This is a genomic window from Sphingobium naphthae, assembly GCF_043589935.1.
GTDB lineage: Bacteria > Pseudomonadota > Alphaproteobacteria > Sphingomonadales > Sphingomonadaceae > Sphingobium > Sphingobium naphthae_A.
This window is the reverse complement of sequence record NZ_CP171454.1, coordinates 788,696-806,426: the sequence shown is the minus strand read 5'-3', so window position 1 is coordinate 806,426 and position 17,731 is coordinate 788,696. Positions and strand designations below refer to the sequence as shown.

The window sequence follows — 17,731 nt, the reverse complement described above, 5'->3', positions numbered from 1 at the left end:
GCCAGCCCTCGTGAAGCACGCTCTTTCCGTTACCCGCGAACAGGATTTCGCCGCCTGGTATCAGGCCGTCATCGCCGAAGCCGACATGGCCGAGGAAAGCGGCGTGCGCGGCTGCATGGTCATCCGGCCATGGGGCTATGGCATCTGGGAGCGGATGCAGAAGCTGCTGGACGCGCAGATCAAGGCGACCGGCCATGAAAATTGCTATTTCCCGCTGTTCATCCCGCTGTCCTATTTCGAGAAGGAAGCCGAGCATGTCGATGGCTTCGCCAAGGAAATGGCGGTCGTCACTCATCACCGGCTGATCCAGCAGGATGGCAAGCTGGTGCCCGATCCCGAAGCGAAGCTGGAGGAGCCGCTGGTGGTGCGGCCGACGTCGGAAACGGTGATCGGCGCGGCGTTCAGCCGCTGGGTGCAGAGCTGGCGCGACCTGCCCGTGTTGATCAACCAGTGGGCCAATGTCGTGCGCTGGGAAATGCGCACCCGCATGTTCCTGCGCACCGCCGAATTCCTCTGGCAGGAAGGCCATACCGCACATGCCACCGTCGAGGAGGCAATGGAAGAGACGCTCAAGATGCTGGAAGTCTACCGCGCCTTCGCCGAAGATTGCGTGGCGATGCCGGTCGTCGCGGGTGAAAAGCCCGAGAATGAGCGCTTCCCCGGAGCCGTCGCCACCTATTCGATCGAAGCGATGATGCAGGATGGCAAGGCGTTGCAAGCCGGTACGTCGCACTTCCTGGGCACCACCTTCAGCCAGGCGCAGAATATCCGTTTCCAGAATGCCGAAGGCAGCCAGGAACTGGCGCAGACGACCAGCTGGGGCGTGTCGACCCGCATGATCGGCGGGCTCATCATGACCCATGGCGATGATGACGGCCTGCGCGTCCCGCCGCGCGTCGCGCCCCATCAGATCGTGATCGTGCCGATGCTGCGCGACACCGAAGAGGATGCGGCGATCGTCGATTATTGCTTGGACCTGGTCGACCAGCTGAACGGTCTCGATGCGTTCCGCGAGCCGGTGCGAGCCCTGCTCGACAAGCGGCCTACCAAGGCTGCGAACAAGCGCTGGGGCTGGGTAAAGAAGGGCGCTCCCATCGTGATCGAGGTCGGCGGGCGCGATGTCGCCGGCGCCAATGTGTCCGTCATCCGTCGCGATCGGCTTTATCGGGAAGACGGCAAGCTCGACAGCCGGATCATCGCCAAGAGCGATCTGGTGGCGACGGCCGTGACGATGCTGGAGGAAATTCAGGCGGGGCTGTTCGCAGATGCGAAAGCCCGACTGGACGGCGCGATCGACGCGTCCATTACCGACCTGGAGGCGCTCAAGGCCTATTTCAACGCGAGCAAGAAGCCGGGCTGGGCACTGGTGCAGTGGGCCAAGCCCACTGGTGCGGAGCTGGACAAGGTCGTCCAGTGGCTGAAGGGCGAGAAGCTGACGCTGCGCAACGTGCCGGGCGATGCGTCGGCGGCGGATGGCGCCTGCATCTTCACCGGCAGCCCGGCCGTCGAGCGCGTGCTGGTCGGCCGCAGTTACTGACCCTCAATCCGCTGTCCCTTCGGAGCGGGCGAGGTCGAACATTCCGTCTCGACCTCGCCCGCCCCAATGGCGTCACAGCACATATTTGCTGAGATCGGTGTCGCGGGCGACGGCGCTCAGCTGCTTTTCCACATAGGCGGCGTCGATAACCAGCGTTTCGCCGCGCCGGTCCTCCGCGTCGAAGCTGACATCCTCCAGCAGCTTCTCCATCACCGTCTGCAGCCGGCGGGCGCCGATATTCTCGACTTCGCTATTCACTTCGGCAGCGATCTTCGCCACTGCGCTGATGCCATCGGGCGTCAGGTCGATCGTCACCTCCTCGGTCGCCAGCAGTGCGCGATATTGCGCAACAAGGCTCGCCTTGGTGTCGGACAGGATGGCCACGAAATCGGCTTCGGTCAGCGCCTTCAACTCGACGCGGATCGGCAGGCGGCCCTGCAATTCGGGCAGCAGATCGCTGGGCTTGGCGACGTGGAAGGCGCCGGACGCGATGAACAGAATGTGGTCGGTCTTGAGCGGACCATATTTGGTCGCGACGGTGGTCCCCTCGATCAGCGGCAACAGGTCGCGTTGCACGCCTTCGCGGCTGACCGACCCGCCGCGCACGTCGCTGACGGCGATCTTGTCGATCTCGTCGAGGAAGACGATGCCATTCTGCTCGGCGCTGGCGATGGCGACCCGCGCAACATCGTCCTGATCCAGCCGCTTGTCCTGTTCCTCCTCGACCAGCTTGTCCCAGGCATCGGCGACGCGCATCTTGCGGCGCTTCTTCTGGGCCTGGCCAAACGCCTTGGACATCATGTCGCTCAGGTTGATCATGCCCACCTGGCCGCCCATGCCGGGGATTTCCATCGGCATGGACGGGCTGTCGGCCACTTCCACCTCGACCTCGACATCGTTCAGCTGGTCATTCTCGATCTTCTGGCGGAAGGAGAGGCGCGTGGCTTCGCTCGCTTCCTTGCCGGTGAGTGCATCGAGCAATCGGGCCATCGCAGCCTCCGAAGCGGCTTCGCGCACGGCTTCGCGGCGGCGGTCCTTTTCCAGCCGCACTGCTTCCTCGACCAGGTCGCGCACGATCTGCTCGACATCGCGGCCGACATAGCCGACCTCGGTGAACTTGGTCGCTTCGACCTTCACGAAGGGCGCGTCGGCGAGCTTCGCCAGCCGGCGGCTGATCTCCGTCTTGCCGCATCCGGTGGGGCCGATCATCAGGATATTCTTGGGCGTCACTTCGTCGCGCAGATCCGCGGAAAGTCGCTGCCGGCGCCAGCGGTTGCGCAGTGCGACCGCAACAGCGCGCTTGGCGTCCTGCTGCCCGATGATGTGCGCGTCCAGCGCAGCGACGATGGCTTTAGGCGTAAGATTGTCGTTCATGATCTCTTCTTGGCAAACAGGGAGGTCAAGCGGCGCTGTCGAGCGTCTCGATCGTCAACTTGTCGTTGGTGTAGACGCAGATGTCGGCCGCGACGGCCATGGCCTTGCGCGCCAGCGTTTCGGCGTCCTGCTCATAGTCGACCAGCGCACGCGCGGCGGCGAGCGCGAAATTGCCGCCCGATCCGATCGCGGCGACCCCGTTCAACGGCTCCAGCACATCGCCATTGCCGGTCAGGATCAAGGTGACGTCCTTGTCGGCGACGATCATCATCGCTTCCAGATTGCGCAGATACTTGTCCGTTCGCCAATCCTTGGCCAATTCGACAGCGGCCCGCATCAACTGACCGTTATGCCGTTCCAGCTTGGCTTCCAGGCGTTCGAACAAGGTGAAGGCGTCCGCCGTGGCGCCGGCGAAACCGCCGATCACGCTTCCGTCATGCAGGCGGCGGACCTTCCGGGCGTTGGGCTTCATCACGGTCTGCCCCATGGAGACCTGTCCATCGCCGGCGATGACGACTTTGCCATTCTTGCGGACGGACATGATGGTGGTGCCATGCCAGACGGGCATGGATGATGCGCGAGAGTGGTCGTTCATGGCGCGGCATATGGGACGCAGGGCCTGAGCGCGCAAGGGAGGCCAGCCCCGGCGAGTTGTGTCATTTTAGTGACGATATCCTTGCGATGGCGCGAAGGAACAAATCTGCGTCAATTGACATTGTGCATCGCACAACGAATGATCGTCGATGATGCGACAGGGAGCGAAGTGCATGACTCTCAAGGCCAGAGCCAGGGAGAAGGTGGAGCGAGCGGGAATATCCAACTATTCCTTCGACCAGGACATTTTGGTCATGTGCGGCGTGCGCTATACCGTGGAAGCCTGTGACTGCGGCGAGCCTGATTGCGACGGCGTGCGCCTGACCAAGCATCTGAACGCCATCAATCGCAACTTCCAATGAGCGCCGCCGCCGCTGTTTCCGATCAGTGCATCGCCTCCTTGCCGGCGCGGCCGACCGATTCGATGTCCCGGCCGACACCCTGCACCGTATTGCAGGCAGCGAGCAGCGACAGAAGCAAACCGCCCAGAACAAGCGCGCGAATGGAAGGCATCGAGGGAACTCCAGCAGACAGAGGGCTCGCTATAAGCGGCGAGGCGGGCGCGGAAAAGCATTTTGAGGCAAATGCGCGCCGAGGCGGTTGACAGTACGCGCCCGCGATGTCAAAGGCCGCCTCCTCCTTACAGGGGGCGCGTAGCTCAGCGGTAGAGCACACCCTTCACACGGGTGGGGTCACAGGTTCAATCCCTGTCGCGCCCACCATCATCCGACGGATGATGGCAGGACAGTTTGTTTCCCGGCATTGATCTTTTCTTGTTCGCCGCGCTAAGTCCGCGGCATGAAGCGGTGCGTAAGCGCGCCGACCGGAAAGGACGACCATGCCCCCTTATCTGAAACTCGGCGCCGCCTTGGGTGCTCTCCTGTCGGTTCACGGCGTGCCTGCCCGGGCGCAGGCGGCTGGCGGCGAGACGCTCACGCTGAAGCGGGTATTCGCCAGTCCGGACCTTGCCGGCCTGCAACCGCGCGCGCTCAAATTGTCGCCGGACGGAACGCTCGTCACGCTGCTGAAGCCGCGCGCCGACGAAAAGGAGCGGCTCGACCTCTGGGCGATCGACACGCGCACCGGCGCGGAGCGGCTGCTGGTCGATTCGAAGAAAACGGGCAGCGGCGCGGAACTGAGCGAAGCGGAAAAGATGCAGCGGGAGCGTGACCGCTCCGTCGCCGGCAGCACCGGCATCACCAGCTATGACTGGTCGCCCGACGGCAAGTCTATCCTGGTGCCGGTCGATGGCGACCTCTATCTCGCGGCGCTCGATGGGCAGGTGAGGAGGTTGACCGATACGCCCGGCGGCGAACTCAATGGCGTCGTCAGTCCCAAGGGCGGCTTCGTGTCCTTCGTGCGCGATGGCAATCTCTTCGTCCAACCTGTTGCGGGCGCGGAGCGGCAAGTGACGCAGGGGGCCAGCGACACGGTCAGCTGGGGCGTCGCGGAATTCGTCGCGCAGGAGGAGATGGATCGCCGTACGGGCTATTGGTGGTCGCCCGATGACCGGATGATCGCCGTGGCGCGGGTCGATGAGAGCCCGGTCGGCATCGTCACTCGTACCGCCATTGGCGGCGAAGGGACGAAAGTCTATCAGCAGCGCTATCCGGCAGCCGGCACGCCCAATGCGATCGTCGACCTGTTCGTGATGAAGCCGGACGGATCGGGCCGGGTTAAGGTGGATCTGGGCGTAGACAAGGATATCTATCTCGCACGAGTGGACTGGTCGAAGGACGGGCGCACGCTCTACGTCCAGCGCGAAAGCCGCGACCAGAAGCGGCTCGACCTGCTGGCGGTGGACCCCGCCACCGGCAAGGCCAGGGTCGTGCTGCGCGAGACCGCGAAAAGCTGGATCAACCTGTCCAACAATTTCCACCCGCTCAAGGATGGCAGCTTCCTCTGGTGGTCGGAGCGGTCCGGCCATGGCCATCTCTATCGCGTGAGCGGCGACACTTGGACAGCCCTCACCAGCGGGGACTGGGAAGTGCGCGACGTCGTGGGCGTCGACGAGGATAAGGGCCTCGTCTATTTCACGGGGAATCGCGAGACGCCGCTGGAGCAGCAGCTTTATGTCACCGCGCTTGCCAAGCCCGGTAAGGCCCGGGCGCTCACCAGCGCGGGTTGGTGGAATGATGTGGTCATGGACGATGCGGCCAGCAGGATCGTCGTGTCGCGCCAGAATAGCGACCAGCCCAAGCAACTCTATCTCGCCGACGCCGATGGAAAACAGTTGCAATGGCTGTCGCAAAACGCGCTGAGCGGTGATCATCCCTATGCACCCTATGTCGCCAGCCATGTGAAAACGCAGTTCGGCATGGTCAAGGCGGCGGACGGCACGACGCTTTATACCAAGATGCTGACGCCGCCGCTGGAACCGAGGAAACGCTACCCGGTCTTCATGATCCATTATGGTGGGCCGGGTGGCGGGCGGCAGGTGACCAACACATGGTCGGGCGCGCTCAACCAATATCTGGTGGATCGCGGCTGGATCGTCTTCGCCATCGACAATCGCGGCACGCCCGATCGCGGCAAGGCGTTCGAGGATCACCTTTACCGCGCCATGGGCACGGTAGAGGTGCAGGATCAACTGACCGGCGTCGAATGGCTGAAGAAGCAGCCCTTCGTCGATGCCGATCGCATCGCCACCTATGGCTGGTCCTATGGCGGCTATATGTCGCTCAAGCTGCTGGAGAAGGCGCCGGGGGTCTTCGCTGCTGCGGTCGCTGGCGCGCCGGTGACGAAGTGGGAGCTCTACGACACCCATTATACCGAGCGCTATCTCGGCCAGCCGCAGGGCAAGCCGAGCGCCTATCCCGCGTCGGGCGCAGTGGAGGAGGCAGTGAAGATCCGCGATCCGCTGCTGCTGATCCATGGCATGTCGGACGACAATGTCGTGTTCGACAACGCAACCGCCCTGATGGCCAGGATGCAGGGGGCGGCGGTGCCGTTCGAGATGATGGCTTATCCGGGCCAGACGCACCGTGTCGGCGGGCCGGGCATCAGCGTGCATCTGTGGCGCACGATCGAGCAGTTCCTGGCCAAACATGCCGGCGGCCCGGCCCCGGAATGAGGATGGGCGCTATCGCCAGGCGTGGAAGACCGCCCGGCGGTAGCGGTCTTCACACGAATGACGGGGCGCGGTGCCTAATCTGACGCGGCAGCGCGCACTATCGGATCGAAAAGCCCGGTAGTGTCTCAGTTTGAATTTTGATCGCGTTTTGCAAACCCATCCGCAAACCTATATGCTTAGCGGTATGCAAAACGAGACGCCCCATGCCTAAAGGCCCACACGGAGAGAAGCGCCCCGCCGATGTGATCGGCAACGCCATCAAGATCGCCCGGATCGCTACAGGCGAGGAAGAGGATGATCGCGAGCCGACCAAATCAACCGCCGCTGAGCTTGGCAGCAAGGGTGGCAAGGCGCGGGCGCGATCCCTGAACGAAGCGGAGCGCAGCGCAATCGCGAAGAAGGCTGCATCTGCTAGGTGGAAAAAAGATTCCCCTGCTCCGGTTGAGAAAGAGCGTTCATAGCGTCCTCGGAAAGGAAACCATCTGTAATTCCGCGCATAATGACGTAAGGCTGCATCGCAGGATTGCGAAAGCGATAGCGATGGGTTCGCGCGCCGCCCTGTTGAGTTAACACGTTGCCTCTTTTGGCACTCGCCAATTCTTTTAGATTATCGTTAAAATACTCAACTTTAGTCTCTTTCTTGAGAACAGATGACAGCGGAATTTCAACTTCCTTCGGCGTAAAGTAACCTACCTCATCAGACTGCGCCATCGCACACGCCATTAGAATCTGTCTATATCTTGCACGTGCATGATTGCTGTGAGTAGCCACTTGATATTCTGTCTTTAGGCTATTTTGGTTACTATTCACGACAGCATCAATTGCGGCGTCTGCATCGGCCTCACTAATTCTTAGCGACCTGCGATTTATCGCAGATAGAACAGCTTCCCGGCCTAAGCCATGAGCAAAGGCTGGCAAGCCTTTGGTGAGATTGATGATCTTCCATTTCGCATCGCCTTCAATCGTCATTCCCAGTTGCCGAATGCGACCTTCCACAATGTCTCTGGTTTCTTCGGTGTCCATGCGGGGCATAAGCACCTCCTCTGTGCACCGAGTTATGGATTGATGGCCTTCAATGAGATCGGCAACGCTATCACTGATGCCGACTATAATGACGGTGGCTTTGATGCCATCATCCGATAAAGCCTTGACAGTTTCTGCCATCAATCGTGATGTATCTTTGTCTTGAACAAGATTAAACTCATCTATTACGATAATAGGAATATCATTATCATTAAATAATGATAATTCACGCACGACATCTGATGGCTTAACCCCTTCTGAATAAAGGTCAGATACAGTGTGCATTCTCTGGCCATCGTCAGTATCTGCGATGAACTTTATTTCTCTAAAAACTTCCATCCATATTGATGAAAATGTATCTGATGAGAATGCTGCCTTTCTAATATAACGCACTACAGAGGTTCGAACCGGCACCATTAGTTTGATAATTTGGGATATGGAGGTTTTACCAACGCCCGGTTCGCCATAAATAATGGCGTGGCGACCGCGTTCTCCAATCACATCAAGTAGCTTTATTATCTGTTCACGACGCCCGGCGAACATATCAGCCAGGGTGATCGGGGCAGACGGCGTGAATAGCTCCGACGCCTCAAAACGCTTCGCTCGCCAATCATCCTCGGTCATCGTCTGCTTTGCCATATAAATACCCTTACTTCTCTTAGTAAGGTGCATACTAAGGGAAGTGACGGTTGAAAAGGGTGAAATATGCTTGCAAATTTGCAATAAGTTCAGTATGAAATTCATATGAACAAACTTCCTCACGCCAAGCGCACCCAAATCCTTGCAATGCTCTGCGAAGGCTCGTCCATGCGCTCGATCAGCCGCGTTGCGGACGTGTCGATCAACACGGTTTCAAAGCTGCTGGTGGAAGCCGGGGAAGCCTGCCTTGCTATCCATGATGAGATGGTCCGCAATGTGAAGGCATCGCGTATCCAGTGCGATGAAATCTGGTCGTTCTGCCATGCCAAGGAAAAGAACGTCGCCACGGCGAAGGCTGCGCCGGAAGGCGCTGGCGACGTATGGACGTGGACCGCGATTGACGCCGATACGAAGTTGATCGTCGCCTACCATGTCGGCAATCGTTCGGGCGAGGATGCTATGTATCTCATGGATGATCTGCGCGGTCGGCTCGCCAATCGCGTCCAACTCACCACGGACGGGCATCGCGCCTATCTGGAAGCCGTGGAAGTCGCTTTCGGCGCGGACGTGGACTTTGCCCAGCTCGTGAAGCTCTACGGCCCCACGATTGCCGCGCCGGGCCGCTACAGCCCCGCTGAGTGCATTGGCGCGAAGAAGGTCCGCGTTGAAGGCAATCCTGACATTGCCCACGTCTCGACCAGCTACGTCGAGCGCCAGAACCTCACCATGCGTATGTCCATGCGCCGGTTCACCCGCCTGACTAATGCCTTCTCAAAGAAGCTGGACAACCATATTCACGCGTTGGCGCTCTACTTCGTGTTCTACAACTTCACCCGCGTTCACAAAACGCTACGCATGTCGCCCGCGATGGCTGCTGGCGTCACTGATCGCCTGTGGTCGCTGGATGACGTTGTTGCTAAGATTGATGCAATGGCTCACACCCCCGCAAAGCGCGGCCCCTATAAAAAGCGCGCGTTAAATTCAAACTGAGACACTACCAAAAGCCCTTCTTTCTGGACAAACGCCCCAGTATCGTTATGCCGCCCACTCCGCAATATGTGCATTGGAGTGGAGTTTTCAGTCATGGGTTATAAGGTCGTCGTCGTCGGAGCCACCGGGAATGTGGGCCGCGAAATGCTGACCATTCTCGCCGAGCGCGAGTTCCCGATTGACGAGATTGCGGCGGTCGCCTCGTCGCGGTCGCAGGGCACCGAAATCGAATTCGGTGAAACCGGCAAGATGCTCAAATGCAAGAATATCGAACATTTCGACTTCACCGGTTGGGACATCGCATTGTTCGCCGCGGGCTCGGGCCCGACGGCTGAATATGCGCCCAAGGCGGCGGCGGCGGGCTGCATCGTGATCGACAACAGCTCGCTCTACCGCATGGACCCCGACGTGCCGCTGATCGTGCCCGAAGTGAACCCGGATGCGATCGACGGCTATACGAAGAAGAACATCATCGCCAACCCCAACTGCTCAACCGCGCAGATGGTCGTGGCGCTCAAGCCGCTGCATGATGCAGCGACGATCAAGCGCGTCGTCGTCGCCACCTACCAATCGGTATCGGGCGCGGGCAAGGCGGGCATGGACGAGCTGTTCGAACAGAGCCGCAACATCTTCGTGGGCGATTCCGCCGAGCCCAAGAAGTTCACCAAGCAGATCGCGTTCAACGTGATCCCGCATATCGACGTGTTCCTGGACGATGGTTCGACCAAGGAAGAATGGAAGATGGTCGCGGAAACCAAGAAGATCCTCGATCCCAAGGTGAAGGTGACCGCGACCTGTGTGCGCGTGCCGGTGTTCGTCGGCCATAGCGAGGCGCTGAACATCGAGTTCGAGAAGGAGATTTCGGCCCAGGAAGCGCAGGATCTGCTGCGCGAAGCGCCTGGCATCATGCTCGTCGACAAGCGTGAGGATGGCGGCTACGTAACCCCGGTCGAATGCGTCGGCGACTATGCGACCTTCATCAGCCGCGTCCGCGAGGACTCGACGGTAGAAAACGGTCTCAACATCTGGTGCGTCAGCGACAATCTGCGCAAGGGCGCGGCGCTGAACGCTGTCCAGATTGCCGAACTGCTGGGCCGCCGCCACCTCAAGAAGGGCTGAACCGCCCGATGCTCTCCGGCGCTGTCGCGGCGTGGTTTCAGGTGCCACGCCCGCAGCGCCGGATGATCCTGTTGCTGCTGGCCGCCGTCGCGCTCGCCAATGTGGCGCAGCCCTATCCCGATCTCGCGCCGCTTCAGCATGGCCCGACGATCGCCTTGGCGTTTGCCGCGCCGGCACTGCTGCGCCGCTGGCCGCTGTCCGATCGCGCCGTCGCCTGCATCTGGCTCTTCCTGCTGCTCCACACATTCGCCGCGCGGTGGATCTACAGCTATGTGCCCTATGACGACTGGGCGCGGGCGCTGACCGGCCATGATCTTTCCAGCAGCCTGGGCCTGCGTCGCAACGGGTTCGACCGCCTCGTCCATTGCGCCTTTGGCACGCTGCTGACAGCGCCGCTGGCGGAGATTGCGCGCCGCCACGGAGGTCTTTCTCGCTGCTGGAGCCTCGGCTTCGCCTTTGCGGCCGTTGCCCTTGGCAGCGCTCTGTATGAAATCTTCGAATGGCTTCTGACCATTGCCCCGGCGGGCGACATGGCCGACTATTATAACGGCCAGCAGGGAGACCCTTGGGATGCGCAGAAGGACATGGCGATCGCGCAAGGGGGCGCTGCGCTGGCGCTCATCGCGCTCTTGCGCCGGGGGCATCGACGCCATATCGGCATGTCGTCCCCGCCGCACAAGGAACAGCCCTGATGACCGACCTGCCGATCGAACGCCGTGATATCGCAGGGTTCGACGGCTTGCCGATCGCCGTGCATATGGTGGGGCAGGGGCGGGACCTGGTGCTGATCCACGGCTATTTCTCCAACGCCTGGACCAACTGGATACGCTATGGCCATGCCGCCAGGCTGGTGGAGGCGGGCTTCCGCCTGATCCTGCCGGACTTGCGTGGCCATGGCGACAGCGCCAAGCCGCATGATGCCGCCGCTTATCCCGCCGACGCGCTGACCGACGACAATCTGGGGCTGATCGAACAGCTCGGCCTGAGCGATTATGATCTGGGAGGCTATTCGCTGGGCGCCCGCACCACTGTGCGCATGCTGGCGCGCGGCGCGACGCCGCGGCGGGTGATCCTGAGCGGCATGGGCCTGCGCGGCCTTACCCAGACGCTCGACAATGGCGGCTATTACACCAATGTCCTCACCAATCTCGGCAGCTTCGCGCGCGGCACGTCCGAATGGATGACCGAAGCGTTCCTGAAGACCACCAAGGGCGATCCGGTCGCGCTGCTCCACATCCTCAAGACCTTTGTCGATACGCCCGCTGACGTGATTGCAGGCTTTGCGCAGCCGACCGCCGTCATCTGCGGCGCGGATGACGACAGCAACGGCAGCGCGCCTGAACTAGCCGACATATTGCGCGACGGCCGCTATTATGAAGTGCCGGGCAATCACATGAACGCCGTCACCCGCAAGGAGCTGGCGCAGGCGATGGTGGACTTCCTGACTGCTTGACTGGATCGGCCGACCGGGCCACCTTTCCCGCCATAAAATGATCAGGGGACCATCCATGAAAATCGCGATTTCGCTGGCCGCGCTTGCGGCCGCCCTCGTTGCTTCGCCGGTCATGGCGCAGCAGGCGCCCGCCGCCGCGCCTACGGCGGCGCAAGCGGAAGCCTTCCTGGCCAAGGCCGAAAAGGCGCTGTTCGACCAGTCGATCATCAGCGGCCGCGCCGCCTGGGTCAACGCCACCTACATCACGGACGACACGGACGCGCTCGCTTCCTATTTCGGAGCGATCGACACGAAGCAGCGCGTGGATTATGCGCTGGAGGCCGCGAAATATGCCGCCGCCCACGGTCTGTCGGCTGAAACGAAGCGGCGCCTCAACCTGTTGCAGACGGCGCTGACGCTGCCCGCGCCGACCACGCCGGGCGCGGCCGAGGAACTCAACCAGCTCGCGACCAAGCTTCAGTCCGCCTATGGCAAGGGCAAGGGCACGCTCAAGGGGCAGCCGATCAACGGCAGCGACATCGAAGAGCAGATGGGGATTAACCGTAATCCCGCAGAGCTGAAGGAAATGTGGGTCAGCTGGCACGACAATGTCGGCGCCCCGATGCGCGAGGATTATGCCAAGCTGGTCGGCATTGCCAATGCAGGGTCGAAGGAGCTGGGCTTTGCCGACACCGGCGCGATGTGGCGGTCCAAATATGACATGCCTGCCGACGATTTCGCCGAGCTGACCGACAAGATCTGGGCCGAGGTGAAGCCGCTATATGACGAACTGCATTGCTATACCCGCGCCAAGCTGAACGAGAAATATGGCGACGCCGTCCAGCCCGCCGCCGGCCCGATCCGCGCGGACCTGCTCGGCAATATGTGGGCGCAGGAATGGGGCAATATCTATGACATCGTCGCTCCGGCCGGCGCAGGCGACCTGGGCTATGACGTCACGGAACTGCTGACCGCCAAGGGCTATGACCCGGTCAAGATGGTAAAGGCGGGCGAGGGCTTCTACAGCTCGCTCGGCTTCGATCCCCTGCCTCAGACCTTCTGGGAACGATCGCAGATCGTCAAGCCCCGGGACCGGGAAGTCGTGTGCCATGCCTCGGCCTGGGACATCGACAACAAGAACGACATTCGCATCAAAATGTGCACCAAGGTCAATGGGGACGATTTCGTCACCATCCATCATGAACTAGGCCATAATTATTATCAGCGCGCCTATCAGATTCAGAAGCCGCTCTACCTCGATGGCGCCAATGACGGCTTCCATGAAGCGATCGGCGACTTCATCGCGCTGTCGATCACGCCCGACTATCTGGTGAAGATCGGCCTGCTCGATCCCGCCAAGGTGCCGGGCGCGGACAAGGATCTGGGCCTGCTGCTGCGCCAGGCGATGGACAAGGTCGCCTTCCTGCCCTTCGGCCTGCTGATCGACAAATGGCGCTGGGGGGTGTTCGACGGGTCGATCCCACAGGGCCAGTATGAAAAGGGCTGGAACGACCTGCGCCTGCAATATCAAGGCATCGTCCCCCCGGTGCCGCGCGACGAAGCCAAATTCGATCCGGGCGGCAAATATCATATCCCCGGCAACACGCCCTATACGCGCTATTTCCTTGCCCGGGTGCTTCAATTCCAGTTCTACGAAGCCGCCTGCCGCCAGGCTGGCTGGAAGGGGCCGCTGCATCGCTGCTCCTTCTACGGCAACAAGCAGGTCGGGGAAAAGCTGAATGCGATGCTGGAAATGGGCGCGTCCAAGCCCTGGCCGGACGCGCTCCAGACCTTTACCGGCAGCCGGGAGATGTCGGGCAAGGCGCTGGTCAGCTATTTCGCTCCGCTGCAGAAGTGGTTGATCGAACAGAATAAAGGCAAGTCCTGCGGCTGGTAAGACAGAGTAAAAGTTGGTAAACGGCCGGCCCATGAGTGGGCCAGCCATCCTTCTTTCGCTGCTGTTCGGGACCGCCGCCGTGATGACGGTGGCCCTGGCGATCGCCTGGGCCCATTTCGGGCGGCGCAAGCATGTCCTCACCTGGACGGCGTCCTACGGCGTCGGCGTTCTGCAGTGGCTGGCCAATGCCGCCGGCTTTTTCCTGCAGAGCCCGGCGCTGTATATCGTCACCGGCATCGGCCTGATCACCAGCGGATCGCTGCTGGCGATCGGCATTCGTCAACGATCGGGACGGCCGCTGCACGTGGCTGCCTTCGCCATTCCCGCGGCGGTCGTCAGCCTGATGATGGCGCTCGCGATCGGATCGTTGGGCAACCAGATCATGCAGGGTATGATCATCCCGACTTATGTGGGGACGCTCCTGCTGGTCAGCGCCAAGTCGCTATGGCCGCGCGGGCGACCGCTGACCCCGCCGGAAAAAGCGCTGTTCGCTTGCCTTGTCGTCTTTGCCCTATGTCAGTTGGCCCTTGCCATCTCGGCAACCTTCATCCGCAGCCCGACTGAAGGCAAGGAGCTGTATCGCAGCATATTGGGGCTCTTCATGCCCACTATCTACGTGGGCACGGCCGTGTCGGCCGTGCTGGTGGTGGCGGGCGATCTGGCGCAGCAACTGCGCAGCCAGATGCGGCATGATCCGCTGACCGAAGTGTTGAACCGCCGCGGCCTGGAGGAGGCGGCCGCCACGGCCATCGCGCAGGCACGGCGTCATGATCGGCCGCTTGCGCTGGTCATCTGCGATCTCGACGGGTTCAAGGCGCTCAATGACGATTTCGGCCATATCGCAGGGGACCAGGCGCTGAAGGGCTTCGCGCGGCTGTTGATCCTGGCGGTGCGGCGCGGCGACATCGTCGGGCGGATGGGCGGCGACGAATTCGGCCTGCTGCTGCAGGACAGCGACGCGCAGGCGGCCGCCGATGTGATGGAGCGGGTCCGCCTGGAAGTCGCGCATCTCGCCTTGCCGCGCGTGCCGGATGGCGCCCTGCGCGCCAGTTTCGGCGTCGCCGCGCTGCAGCCGACCGATCGCACGCTGGAGGACATGGTCCACCGTGCGGACGAAGCGCTCTACGCCGCCAAGAAGGATGGCAAGAACCGGGTCAGCATCGCGCGCGCGATCGCCTGATCCCGGCCTCAGCGGAAGGGCGGCTCGTTGAACGCCCGCAACTTGCGGCTGTGCAGCTTCGCCCCCTCCTGCCGCAGCAATTCGCAGGTCATGATCCCGACGCGCAGATGCCCGCCGATCGCTTCCTCATAGAAGCGGTTGGCCTGTCCCGGCAGCTTGAGTTCACCATGGATCGGCTTGTCGGATACGCAAAGCAACGTGCCATAGGGCACGCGGAAGCGGTATCCCTGCGCCGCGATTGTGGCCGATTCCATGTCGATGCCGACGGCGCGCGAAAGGCTGAAGCGCAGCGCCGAATGGGAATAGCGCAGTTCCCAGTTGCGATCGTCGGTGGTAACGACCGTGCCGGTGCGCAGCCGCCGCTTGAAATCCTCCGGGTCATTGCCGCCCAGCACCGTCTCGGCGGCTTTCGCCATCGCCACCTGCACCTCGGCGATGGCGGGGACGGGGATTTCCGGCGGCAGCATGGCGTCCAGCACCTTGTCGTCGCGCAGATAGGCGTGCGCCAGCACATAGTCGCCGATCCGCTGACTGGGGCGCAGCCCGCCGCAATGTCCGATCATCAGCCAGGCCTCGGGGCGAACGACCGCCAGATGATCGCAGATCGTCTTGGCGTTCGCGGGGCCGACGCCAATATTCACCAGCGTGATCCCGCTGCGATCGGGCGCGATCAGATGATAGGCCGGCATCTGATGCTTGCGCCACGCCCCCTCGGCGATAGCCGCATGCGGATTGGCGGTGTCCTTCGTCACATAGACGCCGCCCGCGCCGGACAAGGCGGTGAAGCGGCTGCCTTCGCGTTGCAACTCGCCGCACGCCCAGGCGACGAATTCATCGACATAGCGGTGATAGTTGGTGAAGAGGATGTAGCGCTGCACATGCTCGGCCGGCGTGCCGGTATAATGTTTCAGCCGCGCCAGCGAGAAATCGGTGCGCAGCCCGTCGAACAACGCCAGCGGCCGGTCGCCGGCCAGGTCGGGGATGAACAGTCCGTCCGCGATCTCGTCGCCGATCTCGGCCAGTTCGGTCGCGGGAAAATAGCGCGCCAGCTCCGTCGGCGGCGTGCCGTCCAGCGCACTGATGTCCAGGCCATCGAGCACGTAGGGGAAGGGGATTTGCTGGTCGCTGGCCCCGACATCGACATCCACGCCATAATCGCGCACCAGCAGGTCGATCTGTTCGGCCAGGTAATCGGCGAACATGGCGGGCCGGGTGATCGTCGTCACATAACGGCCGGGCTTCGACAGGCGCGCGAAGGAACGGCCGAGCGGCGGAACGTCGCTGTCGCGGCGATAGGTGATGCGCAGTTCGGGATAGCAGAAGCGCCGGTCGCTACGCGCTTCGGGGGGTGGCACGCTGCCATCGCGGGCATAGGCGCGCATCGCTTCGCGCAGGGTTTCGATGGCGGTCTGGTAGATCTGGTCGAGTTGTTCGACCGTGGCTTTGCCGATGCTCTGAGTCATCGCCCCTTGTTATCGTCTTTCGATGACGGAAGGAAGACGGGGAATGGATCGCACGCCAGCCGCCGGGCGCGGCGCGCGATCCGTCAGATCAGAGCTGTTCCAGCATATGTTCGGCCGACGAAACCTTGAAGTCGCCCGGCTGCTCGACATTGAGTTCCTCGACCACGCCATCCTTGACGATCATGGAGAAACGCTGGCCGCGCGTGCCCAGGCCGAACTTGCTGCCGTCCATGGTCAGGCCCACGGCGCGCGCGAAATCGCCATTGCCGTCGGCCAGCATCGTCACCTTGCCGTCGGCGCCGGCCGACTTGCCCCAGGCGTTCATAACGAACACGTCGTTGACCGCGGTGCAGGCGATCTCGTCCACGCCCTTGGCCTTGAGCGCCTCGGCCTTTTCAATGAAGCCGGGCAGATGCTTGGCCGAACAGGTCGGGGTGAAGGCGCCCGGAACGGAGAAGATGGCCACGGTCTTGCCGCTGAACAGCGTGTCGGAAGCCACCGGCTCGGGGCCGTTTTCCGTCATCGTTGTGAAGGTCGTGGTCGGAACGCGGTCACCCTTGGAAATCGTCATGCTCTGTCTCCTGGCCTTGTAACGGGGCGGGAGGTCGGTTGCGGCGCTCGCGATGTCAAGGCGCAGCCGGCCGAATATGATGCGCTGCCCGGCGCGCAGGGCCGGGCGTGCTTGGCAAGAGGCGCGCACCGTCTATATTCAGGGCATGACGCAAGCCCAATATTATGGCGGCAACTTCCTGCTTGCCCTGCCTGGCATGGAGGACGTGCGCTTCGATCACTCCGTCGTAGCGCTGTGCGTGCATGACGGCGACGGCGCGCTCGGCATTACCGTGGGCGAGGAGATGGACGGGCTTGGCCTGCGCGAATTGCTCGGCAGTTTCGATATCGACGGCAGCCAGGTGCCCGATACGCCGGTGCTGCGCGGCGGCCCGGTAGAGCCGCGCCGCGGCTTCGTGCTGCATTCGCTCGACTGGGCCGGACAGGACATGGTCCAGGTGAACCGGCAATGGGGCCTTTCGGGCTCGCTCGACATATTGAAGGCGATCGCGCAGCAGCGCGGGCCGAGCCGCTATCTGGTCGCGCTGGGCTATGCCGGCTGGGGCCCGGGTCAGCTGGAAGCGGAAATGACAGGCGAAAGCTGGTTCCTCGCGCCGGGTGACACGAACCTGCTGTTCGACACGCCGGCGCGGCGCAAATGGACTGCGATCTTCGCGGCGTCGGGTGTCGATTCGGCTCATCTGGTCGGCGGCGCAGGCTCCGCCTGACCCGGCATCGCCACGCTACATAAAGAAAACTTTATATCGAGTTGCCTTGCCGCCTGCCCATTGGTAAGGCGCTTCCCATCCCGTCGTCGGATCGGCCGGCGGCGCGCAACTCTGACATCAGCAACGGAGACAC

At 62.2% G+C, this 17,731-nt stretch carries 17 protein-coding genes and 1 tRNA gene; 12 read left to right on the top strand and 6 right to left on the bottom strand.

Features of this window, described 5'->3' with window-relative positions; genetic code table 11:
• The first annotated feature begins 10 nt into the window (after window positions 1–10).
• Entirely contained in the window at window positions 11–1,537 is a 1,527-nt protein-coding gene (proS, locus tag ACGGKE_RS04015; protein WP_394440238.1) for a proline--tRNA ligase, read from the top strand.
• Between the two features lie 72 nt (window positions 1,538–1,609).
• On the opposite strand, the gene hslU is transcribed toward proS, so the two are convergent.
• Both hslU and hslV read right to left on the bottom strand, forming a co-directional pair.
• Window positions 1,610–2,911, bottom strand: coding sequence for an ATP-dependent protease ATPase subunit HslU (gene hslU / locus ACGGKE_RS04010; RefSeq protein WP_394440236.1), 1,302 nt, complete (start codon window positions 2,909–2,911; stop codon window positions 1,610–1,612).
• Between the two features lie 25 nt (window positions 2,912–2,936).
• Window positions 2,937–3,506, bottom strand: a complete 570-nt coding sequence (gene hslV / locus ACGGKE_RS04005) for an ATP-dependent protease subunit HslV (protein ID WP_394440234.1) — start codon at window positions 3,504–3,506, stop codon at window positions 2,937–2,939.
• Window positions 3,507–3,678: 172 nt separating this feature from the next.
• Here hslV and ACGGKE_RS04000 point away from each other — a divergent pair, with 172 nt between their 5' ends.
• Window positions 3,679–3,867: a hypothetical protein gene (locus ACGGKE_RS04000; protein ID WP_228166440.1), complete on the top strand. Its 189-nt coding sequence runs from the start codon at window positions 3,679–3,681 to the stop codon at window positions 3,865–3,867.
• Window positions 3,868–3,889: 22 nt separating this feature from the next.
• On the opposite strand, the gene ACGGKE_RS03995 is transcribed toward ACGGKE_RS04000, so the two are convergent.
• Complete coding sequence (locus ACGGKE_RS03995; RefSeq protein WP_394440232.1) at window positions 3,890–4,018, bottom strand: entericidin A/B family lipoprotein; 129 nt, start codon at window positions 4,016–4,018, stop codon at window positions 3,890–3,892.
• A gap of 134 nt (window positions 4,019–4,152) precedes the next feature.
• Between ACGGKE_RS03995 and ACGGKE_RS03990 the strand changes: the two genes are divergently transcribed.
• From ACGGKE_RS03990 to ACGGKE_RS03980, 3 genes are all read left to right on the top strand, one after another.
• A tRNA-Val gene (locus tag ACGGKE_RS03990) sits at window positions 4,153–4,227 on the top strand.
• 116 nt (window positions 4,228–4,343) lie between these two features.
• Window positions 4,344–6,578 (top strand): alpha/beta fold hydrolase, encoded by a 2,235-nt coding sequence (locus ACGGKE_RS03985; RefSeq protein ID WP_394440230.1) that lies wholly within the window; start codon window positions 4,344–4,346, stop codon window positions 6,576–6,578.
• 203 nt (window positions 6,579–6,781) lie between these two features.
• Window positions 6,782–7,039, top strand: a complete 258-nt coding sequence (locus ACGGKE_RS03980) for a hypothetical protein (protein WP_394438143.1) — start codon at window positions 6,782–6,784, stop codon at window positions 7,037–7,039.
• Here the strand turns inward: ACGGKE_RS03980 and ACGGKE_RS03975 are convergent.
• Window positions 6,990–8,240, bottom strand: coding sequence for an AAA family ATPase (locus tag ACGGKE_RS03975; protein ID WP_394438141.1), 1,251 nt, complete (start codon window positions 8,238–8,240; stop codon window positions 6,990–6,992). The genes ACGGKE_RS03980 and ACGGKE_RS03975 overlap by 50 nt on opposite strands.
• Window positions 8,241–8,345: 105 nt before the next feature.
• On the opposite strand from ACGGKE_RS03975, the gene ACGGKE_RS03970 reads away from it, so the two are divergent.
• From ACGGKE_RS03970 to ACGGKE_RS03945, 6 genes are all read left to right on the top strand, one after another.
• Window positions 8,346–9,230: an IS1 family transposase gene (locus tag ACGGKE_RS03970; protein WP_394438139.1), complete on the top strand. Its 885-nt coding sequence runs from the start codon at window positions 8,346–8,348 to the stop codon at window positions 9,228–9,230.
• Between the two features lie 93 nt (window positions 9,231–9,323).
• Entirely contained in the window at window positions 9,324–10,349 is a 1,026-nt protein-coding gene (locus ACGGKE_RS03965) for an aspartate-semialdehyde dehydrogenase (protein WP_394440228.1), read from the top strand.
• A gap of 8 nt (window positions 10,350–10,357) precedes the next feature.
• A complete protein-coding gene (locus ACGGKE_RS03960) occupies window positions 10,358–11,041 on the top strand; it encodes a DUF2238 domain-containing protein (protein WP_394440226.1) in 684 nt (227 codons plus the stop codon).
• Window positions 11,041–11,802, top strand: coding sequence for an alpha/beta fold hydrolase (locus ACGGKE_RS03955; RefSeq protein WP_394440224.1), 762 nt, complete (start codon window positions 11,041–11,043; stop codon window positions 11,800–11,802). Before ACGGKE_RS03960 ends, ACGGKE_RS03955 begins: the two co-directional genes overlap by 1 nt.
• Before the next feature lie 55 nt (window positions 11,803–11,857).
• Window positions 11,858–13,678: a M2 family metallopeptidase gene (locus tag ACGGKE_RS03950; protein WP_394440222.1), complete on the top strand. Its 1,821-nt coding sequence runs from the start codon at window positions 11,858–11,860 to the stop codon at window positions 13,676–13,678.
• 31 nt (window positions 13,679–13,709) lie between these two features.
• Window positions 13,710–14,858: a diguanylate cyclase gene (locus ACGGKE_RS03945; protein WP_394440220.1), complete on the top strand. Its 1,149-nt coding sequence runs from the start codon at window positions 13,710–13,712 to the stop codon at window positions 14,856–14,858.
• An 8-nt stretch (window positions 14,859–14,866) separates the two neighbouring features.
• On the opposite strand, the gene ACGGKE_RS03940 is transcribed toward ACGGKE_RS03945, so the two are convergent.
• Together ACGGKE_RS03940 and ACGGKE_RS03935 are read right to left on the bottom strand one after the other, a co-directional pair.
• Window positions 14,867–16,321, bottom strand: coding sequence for an AMP nucleosidase (locus ACGGKE_RS03940; RefSeq protein WP_394440218.1), 1,455 nt, complete (start codon window positions 16,319–16,321; stop codon window positions 14,867–14,869).
• 88 nt (window positions 16,322–16,409) lie between these two features.
• On the bottom strand, window positions 16,410–16,892 hold the full coding sequence (locus tag ACGGKE_RS03935) for a peroxiredoxin (protein WP_394440216.1): 483 nt from the start codon (window positions 16,890–16,892) through the stop codon (window positions 16,410–16,412).
• 145 nt (window positions 16,893–17,037) lie between these two features.
• Here ACGGKE_RS03935 and ACGGKE_RS03930 point away from each other — a divergent pair, with 145 nt between their 5' ends.
• Window positions 17,038–17,598, top strand: coding sequence for a YqgE/AlgH family protein (locus ACGGKE_RS03930; protein ID WP_394440214.1), 561 nt, complete (start codon window positions 17,038–17,040; stop codon window positions 17,596–17,598).
• Window positions 17,599–17,731 lie beyond the last annotated feature (133 nt).

Excerpts from the sequence above, each read along its gene's own strand:
- hslU (WP_394440236.1), bottom strand. The coding sequence starts at position 2,911 with ATGAACGACAATCTTACGCCTAAAGCCATCGTCGCTGCGCTGGACGCG.
- hslV (WP_394440234.1), bottom strand. The coding sequence starts at position 3,506 with ATGAACGACCACTCTCGCGCATCATCCATGCCCGTCTGGCATGGCACC.
- ACGGKE_RS04000 (WP_228166440.1), top strand. The coding sequence starts at position 3,679 with ATGACTCTCAAGGCCAGAGCCAGGGAGAAGGTGGAGCGAGCGGGAATA.
- ACGGKE_RS03995 (WP_394440232.1), bottom strand. The coding sequence starts at position 4,018 with ATGCCTTCCATTCGCGCGCTTGTTCTGGGCGGTTTGCTTCTGTCGCTG.
- ACGGKE_RS03985 (WP_394440230.1), top strand. The coding sequence starts at position 4,344 with ATGCCCCCTTATCTGAAACTCGGCGCCGCCTTGGGTGCTCTCCTGTCG.
- ACGGKE_RS03980 (WP_394438143.1), top strand. The coding sequence starts at position 6,782 with ATGCCTAAAGGCCCACACGGAGAGAAGCGCCCCGCCGATGTGATCGGC.
- ACGGKE_RS03975 (WP_394438141.1), bottom strand. The coding sequence starts at position 8,240 with ATGGCAAAGCAGACGATGACCGAGGATGATTGGCGAGCGAAGCGTTTT.
- ACGGKE_RS03970 (WP_394438139.1), top strand. The coding sequence starts at position 8,346 with ATGAACAAACTTCCTCACGCCAAGCGCACCCAAATCCTTGCAATGCTC.
- ACGGKE_RS03965 (WP_394440228.1), top strand. The coding sequence starts at position 9,324 with ATGGGTTATAAGGTCGTCGTCGTCGGAGCCACCGGGAATGTGGGCCGC.
- ACGGKE_RS03960 (WP_394440226.1), top strand. The coding sequence starts at position 10,358 with ATGCTCTCCGGCGCTGTCGCGGCGTGGTTTCAGGTGCCACGCCCGCAG.
- ACGGKE_RS03955 (WP_394440224.1), top strand. The coding sequence starts at position 11,041 with ATGACCGACCTGCCGATCGAACGCCGTGATATCGCAGGGTTCGACGGC.
- ACGGKE_RS03950 (WP_394440222.1), top strand. The coding sequence starts at position 11,858 with ATGAAAATCGCGATTTCGCTGGCCGCGCTTGCGGCCGCCCTCGTTGCT.
- ACGGKE_RS03945 (WP_394440220.1), top strand. The coding sequence starts at position 13,710 with ATGAGTGGGCCAGCCATCCTTCTTTCGCTGCTGTTCGGGACCGCCGCC.
- ACGGKE_RS03940 (WP_394440218.1), bottom strand. The coding sequence starts at position 16,321 with ATGACTCAGAGCATCGGCAAAGCCACGGTCGAACAACTCGACCAGATC.
- ACGGKE_RS03935 (WP_394440216.1), bottom strand. The coding sequence starts at position 16,892 with ATGACGATTTCCAAGGGTGACCGCGTTCCGACCACGACCTTCACAACG.
- ACGGKE_RS03930 (WP_394440214.1), top strand. The coding sequence starts at position 17,038 with ATGACGCAAGCCCAATATTATGGCGGCAACTTCCTGCTTGCCCTGCCT.